The sequence below is a fragment of the Streptomyces niphimycinicus genome (assembly GCF_018883605.1).
Lineage (GTDB): Bacteria > Actinomycetota > Actinomycetes > Streptomycetales > Streptomycetaceae > Streptomyces > Streptomyces niphimycinicus.
In genome coordinates, this window is the sequence record NZ_JAHLEM010000729.1 from 1 (window position 1) to 8,494 (window position 8,494).

Consider the following 8,494-nt stretch of genomic DNA (forward strand, 5'->3'; position numbering starts at 1 on the left):
GGCGGCGCAGGGCGCGGGCCTCGCGTCCGATCGCGCTGATTGCGGCCGTGGCGGCGGTTTCGGCGCTCGTGGGCGGTGGAGCGGCCGCGCTGGTCACCAACGCCACGCAGAAGTCCGACACCACGGTCTCCACCCCCGTGGTCAACGCCAAATCCACGAGCAGCAGCGGGGTTTCGGCCGTCGCGGCGGCCGTCAGCCCCAGCATCGTGGAGGTCGGCGCGACTGGCACCAGCGGTCAGTCCACCGGTTCCGGTGTGGTCATCACCAGCGGCGGCGAGATCATCACCAACAACCATGTGGTCTCCGGCGCCGACTCGATCAAGGTGACCTTCAGCGACGGCAGTAAGAAGACCGCGAGGGTCGTCGGCACCGACAGCAAGAAGGACCTCGCGCTGATCAAGGTGGAGGGCGCGAGCGGGCTCAAGGCCGCGGCCCTCGGCGACTCCAGCAAGGTGACGGTGGGCGACCAGGTCGTGGCCATCGGCTCGCCGGAGGGCCTTACCGGCACCGTCACCAGCGGCATCATCTCCGCGCTCGACCGCGACGTCACCGTCTCCACGGACCAGAACCAGGGCCAGGGCGGTCAAGGGCAGGGTGGCGGCGGCGGTCAGTGGCCCTTCGAGTTCGGCGGCGGCCGGTACAACGGCGACGTCGGCGAGTCGACCACCACCTACAAGGCCATCCAGACCGACGCCTCGCTCAACCCCGGCAACTCCGGCGGCGCGCTGATCAACATGAGCGGCCAGGTCATCGGCATCAACTCCGCGATGTACTCCGCGGCCTCGGACCAGAGCTCCAGCAGCGCGGGCAGCGTCGGCCTCGGCTTCTCGATCCCGATCAACACGGTCAAGTCCGATCTCGCCTCCCTGCGCTCGGGCGGCAGTGACGGCAACGTCTGACCGATCCACGTGCGAGGCTGGCAGCAGCGCGGCGGAGCAGCGACGGAGCCATTCCCGCGGAGCGGCTCGCTCGGCAGCGCGGCCACCTCCCCGCCCACCTCCTTGCCCCCGTCACCGTGATCGTGAAGGAAACCGCCCCATGAGCCCCGCCGACCACGGCGATCAGCCCGCCCGCATCCTGATCGTCGACGACGAGCCGGCCGTCCGGGAAGCCCTCCGGCGCAGCCTCGTCTTCGAGGGCTACGCGACCGAGACCGCCGTGGACGGGCTGGACGCGCTGGACAAGGTCGGCTCCTACGACCCCGAGCTGATCGTGCTCGATGTGCTGATGCCCCGGATGGACGGGCTGACCGCCGCACGGCGGCTGCGCGCCACCGGGGTGACGCTGCCCATCCTGATGCTCACCGCGCGGGACACGGTCGGCGACCGGGTCACCGGGCTCGACGCGGGCGCGGACGACTACCTCGTCAAGCCCTTCGAACTGGACGAGCTGCTGGCCCGCATCCGCGCCCTGCTGCGCCGCAGCTCCTACGCGGGCCGGCAGGGCGCGGCGCTCCCCGAGGGCGACGTGATGGCCTTCGGCGATCTGCGGATGGACCTGATCACCCGCGATGTCACCCGGGGCGGGCGCCGGGTCGAGCTGACGCGCACCGAGTTCACCCTGCTGGAGATGTTCCTGGCCCATCCCCGCCAGGTGCTCACCCGTGAGCAGATCCTCAAGGCGGTGTGGGGCTTCGACTTCGAGCCGTCGTCCAACTCGCTGGATGTGTACGTGATGTATCTGCGCCGTAAGACCGAGGCGGGCGGCGAGCCGCGGCTCGTGCACACCGTGCGCGGAGTGGGGTATGTGCTGCGGCCCGCGGAGGGCGAGCACTCGTGAGGTTCCACAGACTGCCGCTGCGCTCGCGGCTGGCCCTGCTGACCGCGGTGGCCGTCGCGGTGGCGGTGGCGGTGTCCGCGTTCGCGTGCTGGCTGATCGTCCGGGAACAGCTCAGCGCCCAACTCGACTCGTCCCTGCGCAACGTCAAGGTGGACGAGCGCAATGTGCTGAGCATCCTGGAGGCGTGCCAGAGCCCCGGGGGCGCCGACGGCCACACCCCGCGCGCCCTCGGCTCGTACTCCGTGCAGATCGTGCTGGCCGACGGCAGCCGCTGCACCCAGCCCGGGGCCACCCAGTTGCCGGTCACCACCGCCGATGTGGAGGTGGCCGTCGGGCAGCGGCCGAACGCGCTGCACGACGCGACGGGCGCGGGCGGCGGCGGGGACATGCGGGTGTACACCTACCGGCCGACCGAGGGCCCCGGCAGCGCGCTGCCGCGCGGGATCGCCGTCTCCATGGCCCGCCCGCTGAGCGAGGTCGAGCATCCGCTGGGCACGCTCACCCTCGTCCTCGCGCTCGTCGCCGGGGTCGGGGTCGTCGGCGCGGGCGCCGCGGGCCTGTGGATCGCCAGGACCGGCCTCAAGCCCGTGGACCGGCTGACCGAGGCGGTCGAGCATGTGGCCCGCACCGAGGATCTGGCCGTGCGCATCCCGGCCGAGGGCGATGACGAGATCGCCCGGCTGTCCCGGTCGTTCAACTCCATGACGGCGGCCCTCGCCTCCTCCCGCGACCGTCAGCAGCAGCTCATCGCGGACGCCGGACATGAGCTGCGCACCCCGCTCACCTCGCTCCGGACCAATATCGAACTGCTCGCCCGCAGCGAGGAGACCGGCCGCGCGCTGCCGCCCGCCGACCGTAAGGCGCTCATGGGAAGCGTCAAGGCGCAGATGACCGAGCTGGCCGCGCTGATCGGCGATCTACAGGAGCTGTCCCGGCCCGATGCCCTGCCCGGCAGCGGGCCCCCGCAGGTGATCGCCCTGCACGAGGTGGCGCGGACGGCCCTGGAGCGGGCCCGGCTGCGCGGTGCGCATCTCACCATCAACGCCTCGATCGAGCCCTGGTATGTCCGCGGCGAGGCGGCCACGCTGGAACGGTCGCTGGTCAATCTCCTCGACAACGCCGTGAAGTTCAGCCCTTCGGGTGGTGTGATCGACGTCGTCCTCAGAAGCGGAGAGGTAAGGGTGCGCGACCACGGCCCCGGCATCCCCGCCGAGGAACTGCCCCATGTCTTCGAGCGCTTCTGGCGCTCCCCGTCCGCCCGCAGCCTGCCCGGTTCGGGCCTCGGCCTGTCGATCGTGGCCCGTACGGTCCAGCAGGCGGGCGGCCAGGTGGGGCTGGAAGCGGCCCCGGGCGGCGGCACGGTCGCCTGGATCAAGCTCCCGGGCGCGCCTACGGCTCCGCCGGGGATCGACCTGGGCTGAGCGCGGCTCGGTTCGGCGCGGGTCCGGCCCGGTCCGGGCCCCGCCCGGCTCAGGGAGTCTCCGGCGGAGCCGCAGGCGTCACGATCCGCCGGACACTCCCTGACCAGGCGGGGGGTTCGGCCGAGCCCAGTCCGCCCTCACAGCGGCCCGAGCCGGACCGTCGGCCGCGGGCCCGTCTCGGTCAGGGAGCCGTGCCCGGAGCCGTGCCCGGAGCCGTGCAGCCGGGCGTACGTGCCGTTCAGCGCCAGCAGTTCGCGATGGGTGCCGCTCTCCACCACCCGTCCGTGGTCCAGTACCAGGATGCGGTCCGCGTCCGGGGCCAGGTGCAGATCGTGGGTGATCATGAGCGTGGTGCGGCCGGACATCAGCCGCCGCAGCGGCCGGACGACCCGCCGTGCCGCCAGTGCGTCCAGACCCGTGGTGGGCTCGTCCAGGACGAGGACGGGCGCGTCGCGCAGCATCGCGCGGGCGATGGCGATCCGCTGCAACTGGCCGCCGGACAGCCGTGCCGTATGCGGGTCGATCCGGGTGTCGTAGCCCTTGGGCAGGGCCGTGATGAAGTCGTGCGCGGCGGCGTCCCGCGCCGCCCGGACGATCTCGTGCCCGGCGGCCCCGGGGCGGCCGCAGGCGATGTTCTCGCGGATGGTGTCGTGCAGGATCAGGGTCTCCTGCGGCAGCAGCGTCACATTCGCCCGCAGAAAGCCCAGCGGCATCGCGTACAGGGGCACGCCGTCGAGCCGTACGAACCCCTCCCCGGGGTCGTAGAAGCGCGTCAGCAGCTTGGAGACGGTGAACTTGCCCGCCCCGCTCGCCCCGGTGATCAGCACGAACTCACCCGGCCGGGCGGTGAACGAGACATCGGCCAGGGTGCGCCGGTCGCCGCCGGGGTAGCGGAAGCCGACCCGGTCGAACTCCACCGTGCCGTGCACCCGCCACGGCGCCACCGCGGCCCCGGCGGCGGATCGCTCACGGCGGGCTCGGCGTCGAGGATCTCCAGCAGCCGCTCGGCGCCCGCGGTCGCGGCCGTAAGGGTGAGACCGAGCTGTCCGAGGTTGCGGATCGGCGGGTAGAGATAGCCGAGGAAGGCGGCGAAGGCCAGCAACTGCCCGATGGTCATCCGGTCCTGGGAGATCTCCCAGGCGCCGAGCCCGATCACGGCGAGCACGCACAGCGTCTCGATGACCTCGACCAACTGCTCGTACAGCTCGCTCATCCGGGCACCGGCCACCGACGCCCGCAGCCACGCCCGCGCCTCCCGGCCCAGCCGCCGCTCCTCGGCGTCCTTACGGTTGTACGCCTGCGTCAGCACGACGTTGCCCAGCGACTCCTCGACGACGGAGGTGATCGCGCCGTCGGCGACCCGTTCGTCGCGCGCGACCGAACCGATCCGCCCGGTGAAGCGCCGCGCGGCCAGCCAGAAGAGCGGTGCCAGAACGAAGGTCACCAGTGCCAGGTCCCAGCGCAACTGGAAGGCGGCGACGGCGAAGAAGACCGTGCTGAAGAGGGCGGAGACGGTGCTCACCACCCCGGAGACCACCATCTGCTCGATGGACTCCACGTCCCCGGTGAGGCGTTCGACCAGATCGCCCTGGCGGTGGCGCTGGAAGAAGTGCGGCGGCAGATCCTGCACATGCGCGAAGACCCGGGCCCGCAGCCGCAGTACGAACCGCTCGGCGGTCCATACGGCGAGCGAGTTGCCCGTAGAGCCGACGGCCGCGCCGAGCACCGCGACCGCGAGCCACTGCGCCGCGGGGACCCAGAAGGCGCCGAGCGAGCCCTGCCGCAGGGCGTTGTCGGTCAGCTCGGAGAAGAGGAGGATCGCGGCGGTCTCGGCGAGCGCCGCGGCGATGACACAGGCGCAGATGAGCACCAGCCGGCGCCGGTCGCCCTTGGTGAGCGGCCAGAACCGGCCGAACGCCTGCCGCGCGGGCAGCCGCGGAGCGGCCCCCTGGCCACCGGGTTCGCCGTGCTCGCCGTCCCCCGCGTCCGCGTCCACGGGCGGATACTCCTCGGGAAGCCGCGGGGCCGCCCTCGGCTGATGACGACCGTAAGGGCGCGGCCGTGCGGCGCGCCGATGCCGGCCGGGGCCGGTGGCCGGGTCGGCCCCGAGCGCGCGCAACCGCATGGTGGGCTGGTCGTCGTACGAGGTCACGGTCGGTCTCTCCCGCTCGGCTCCGGACATGGCCGAGGCGGGCCCGCGGCGCGATGCCGCGGACCCGCCTGAAGGTGTGTGGGTCAGCCGCCGATGGGGCGACGGTGGGGCTTCTTCGCCGCACCGCCTACGGTCCGGAGAGTGCGGCCCGTGGTGCGAGCCGGGCCGCGCGTACGGCGGGCCACAGGCCGGCCAGCGCGCCGATCGCCATGGTGGCGCCCACTCCGACAGCCAGTGCCCAGGGCGGGACGACCACCTGCCAGTCCTGGGAGATCGCGTATCCCGCCGACGCTCCCGCGCCGAGGGCGGCGCCGCTGATGCCGCCGAGGGCGGAGAGCATGACCGACTCGGTGAGGAACTGGGTGCGGATCTGGCCGCGGGTGGCGCCGAGCGCACGGCGCAGGCCGATCTCGCCGCGCCGTTCGAGGACGGCGATGACCATGGTGTTGGCCACGCCGACACCGCCGACCAGCAGGGCGATGGCGCCGATGCCGACGAGCAGGCTGGTGAAGGCCCGGTTGGCGGCCTGTTTGGCGCTCAGCGCGTCGGAGGGCCGGGAGACCGTGACCTCGTTGGGCGCCTCGGGGTTGACGGTGGCGGCGAGGACGCCGCGTACCTGGTCGACCTTGCTGTCGGCGGTGCGGGTGTAGATCATCGTGGGGCGGCCGTCGAAACCCAGGCGGGTCTTGGCCGCGTCCCAGCCGATGAGCGCCGCCGAGTCCAGCTCGGGGGCGAGCGGCGCCTTCTGGAGGATGCCGGTGACGGTGAACCACTGCTCCCCGAGCCAGATCTGGGCACCGGGGGTGGTGATGCCCAGGTTCTCGGCCGCGGTGGTGCCGAGGACGACGGCCGGGTAGCGGCTCTGGGCGCCGTTGAGCCACCTTCCGGCGGCCATATGGAGCCCCACGGTCCGGGGCAGATCGAGTCCGGCCCCGAGAACACCGATGCCTCGGCTGGCGGCCTTGGGAATGCGGTCGTTGCGGTAGACCTTGGCATTCTTGACGCTGCCGGTGGCCGCGGCATTCTCGACCGGGGCGATACGCCTGACCATTTCGGCGGCGTTTTCGGGCAGTGGCGCGGGCTCGCCGACAAAGTCCTTTCCGGGCATCACGGTGAGCATGTTCGTACCCACCGAGGCGAGTTGGGCGTTGAACGCGGCCTGGCTGGAAGCGGATACGGCGACGACGGCGACCATCGCGGCGATACCGATCGCGATACCGAGCGCCGACAGCAGCACGCGGGTGGGCCGGGTGCGCAGTCCCACGCTGCCCACCCGCAGCGTGTCGGCCAGGCTGAGCCTGCGGGGGGTGAGACGGGCGGCGGTGAGACGGGCCGCGGTGGGGCGCCGCGGATCGGGGCGCCGGCTCACCGCAGTGCCCCTTCGGTGATCCTGCCGTCGCGTACCCGGATACGGCGGGGCAGTGCGGCGGCCAGTTCCTGGTCGTGGGTGATGACCAGGACGGTCGTGCCGGCCGCGTTGAGTTCCCGCAGAAGTTCCACCACGGACGCTCCGGATGTGGTGTCGAGCGCTCCGGTGGGCTCGTCGGCCAGCAGCAGCGGCGGGTCTCCGACCACCGCGCGGGCGATGGCCACGCGCTGTTTCTCGCCGCCCGACAGTTCGTTCGGGCGGTGGTCGAGGCGGTGCCCGAGGCCGACCCGGCGCAGGACCTTCTCGGCCCGCGCGCGGCGTTCCCTGCGGGGGACGCCCAGGTAGAGGAGTCCGTCGGCGACGTTGTCCAGCGCGCTGACCCCGTCGGCCAGGAAGAACTGCTGGAAGACGAAGCCGATGGACCGGGCCCGCAGCGCGGACAGCCGGTTCTCGCTCAGGCCGGCGATGTCGTGACCGTCGATGCGTACGGTGCCGGACGTCGCCACGTCCAGCGTGCCGATCAGGTTGAGCAGGGTGGATTTGCCGGAGCCCGACGGGCCGACGACGGCGAGGAGTTCGCCCCGGCCGACGCGGAAGGACACCTGATGGAGCACCTGTACCCCGCCCGGATACACATGGTCGACGTCTTCGAGCTCCACCAGCGCCGGTTCTGCTGACGCGGGCCCGGTCGGCGCGGGTCCGGTCGGCGCGGGCCCCGCCAGGGCCGGCGTCATGCGGCGACTCCTACCGTGGTGCCGGCCGTAAGGCCGCCGCCGCTGACCTCGACCCTGCCGTTCGCGAACATGCCGAGCTTCACGGCCCTGACGGTGCCCTTGCCGTCGGCGCCGATGACCTCGACGCCGTAGCCGCCCTCGCGGAGCGCGAGCAGCGCGGTGATCGGCACGGTCAGGACGTTCTCCTTCTTCTCGCTCTGGAGCCCGACGGTGACCGGCGCCGCGGTGATGTCCGCGACGCCGTCGGTCAGCTCGATGTCGACCCCGATGGTGGATTTGTCCGCGGCGCCGTTCGCGCCCGGCGTCTTCTTCACCGTCGTACCGACACTGGTGATCGTGCCCTTGACCGTTTTGCCGCCGGGGAGTGTGACGGTGGCCGTGCCGTCCTTCTTCGCCAGCGACCGGTCACCGATGTCCAGGTCGACATGGACCTGGCGCTTGGAGGAGGTGCCGGTCAGCACGGGTACGCCCGGCCGGACGTCCGAGCCGACCGGGGCCTTGTGCCCGCCGATCCTCAAGGGCCCGGAGGCGAACACGACCCGGCCGTCCGCCACCTTCCCGGTCTGGGCAAGACCGAGGGCCTTCTGCCAGCGCTTGACCGCCTGCTCGGTGAGGTCGGTGAATTCGCTGTCGGGGGTGAAGCCGCGGTAGCCGAGGGCCTGGAGGTTCTCCTCCAACTGGCTTACGTCCTCGCCCTTGTCGCCACTCTTCATGTCCCGGTACGCGGGCGACTTCCCGTACAGCAGGACCACGGGTTTTCCGTCCACGGCGTAGAGCCGCTCGCCGCGCGAGACGGTGCTGCCGATGCCCGGCAGGCCGGTGACGGTCCCGGGCAGCCGGCCCATGACCGAGGTGCTGCCCTTGAAGCCGAGCGTTCCGTCGACCTGCTTGCTGTTGATGAGCGTCTGGCGGGCGACCTTGTCCGTGTGCCGCGTCGGCTTGTCCGAGCCCGCCGCCGGGGCGGTGTCGGTCCCGGCGGTCGCGTAGTACACGCCGCCGCCGACCGCCGCGACCAGGACGGCCGCGACGATCCAGCGGC

At 72.3% G+C, this 8,494-nt stretch carries 6 protein-coding genes and 1 pseudogene; 3 read left to right on the forward strand and 4 right to left on the reverse strand.

Annotated features, from left to right (window positions below; genetic code table 11):
• The 3 genes from KN815_RS41330 to KN815_RS41340 all read left to right on the forward strand — a co-directional run.
• The coding region (locus KN815_RS41330; RefSeq protein ID WP_216346927.1) for a S1C family serine protease at window positions 1-899 on the forward strand (899 nt) is incomplete at its 5' end.
• Between the two features lie 139 nt (window positions 900-1,038).
• On the forward strand, window positions 1,039-1,779 hold the full coding sequence (locus tag KN815_RS41335; protein WP_216346928.1) for a response regulator transcription factor: 741 nt from the start codon (window positions 1,039-1,041) through the stop codon (window positions 1,777-1,779).
• Window positions 1,776-3,200: a HAMP domain-containing sensor histidine kinase gene (locus tag KN815_RS41340; protein ID WP_216346929.1), complete on the forward strand. Its 1,425-nt coding sequence runs from the start codon at window positions 1,776-1,778 to the stop codon at window positions 3,198-3,200. Before KN815_RS41335 ends, KN815_RS41340 begins: the two co-directional genes overlap by 4 nt.
• Window positions 3,201-3,337: 137 nt before the next feature.
• Here the strand turns inward: KN815_RS41340 and KN815_RS41345 are convergent.
• From KN815_RS41345 to KN815_RS41360, 4 genes and pseudogenes are all read right to left on the reverse strand, one after another.
• Window positions 3,338-5,325 (reverse strand): annotated as a pseudogene (locus KN815_RS41345) (ABC transporter ATP-binding protein).
• 154 nt (window positions 5,326-5,479) lie between these two features.
• Window positions 5,480-6,721 (reverse strand): ABC transporter permease, encoded by a 1,242-nt coding sequence (locus KN815_RS41350; protein ID WP_372458612.1) that lies wholly within the window; start codon window positions 6,719-6,721, stop codon window positions 5,480-5,482.
• Window positions 6,718-7,455: an ABC transporter ATP-binding protein gene (locus KN815_RS41355; RefSeq protein WP_253209573.1), complete on the reverse strand. Its 738-nt coding sequence runs from the start codon at window positions 7,453-7,455 to the stop codon at window positions 6,718-6,720. The genes KN815_RS41350 and KN815_RS41355 overlap by 4 nt, the downstream gene beginning before the upstream one ends.
• Window positions 7,452-8,486, reverse strand: a complete 1,035-nt coding sequence (locus KN815_RS41360; protein ID WP_372458613.1) for an efflux RND transporter periplasmic adaptor subunit — start codon at window positions 8,484-8,486, stop codon at window positions 7,452-7,454. The genes KN815_RS41355 and KN815_RS41360 overlap by 4 nt, the downstream gene beginning before the upstream one ends.
• Window positions 8,487-8,494 lie beyond the last annotated feature (8 nt).

Excerpts from the sequence above, each read along its gene's own strand:
- KN815_RS41355 (WP_253209573.1), bottom strand. The coding sequence starts at position 7,455 with ATGACGCCGGCCCTGGCGGGGCCCGCGCCGACCGGACCCGCGCCGACC.
- KN815_RS41335 (WP_216346928.1), top strand. The coding sequence starts at position 1,039 with ATGAGCCCCGCCGACCACGGCGATCAGCCCGCCCGCATCCTGATCGTC.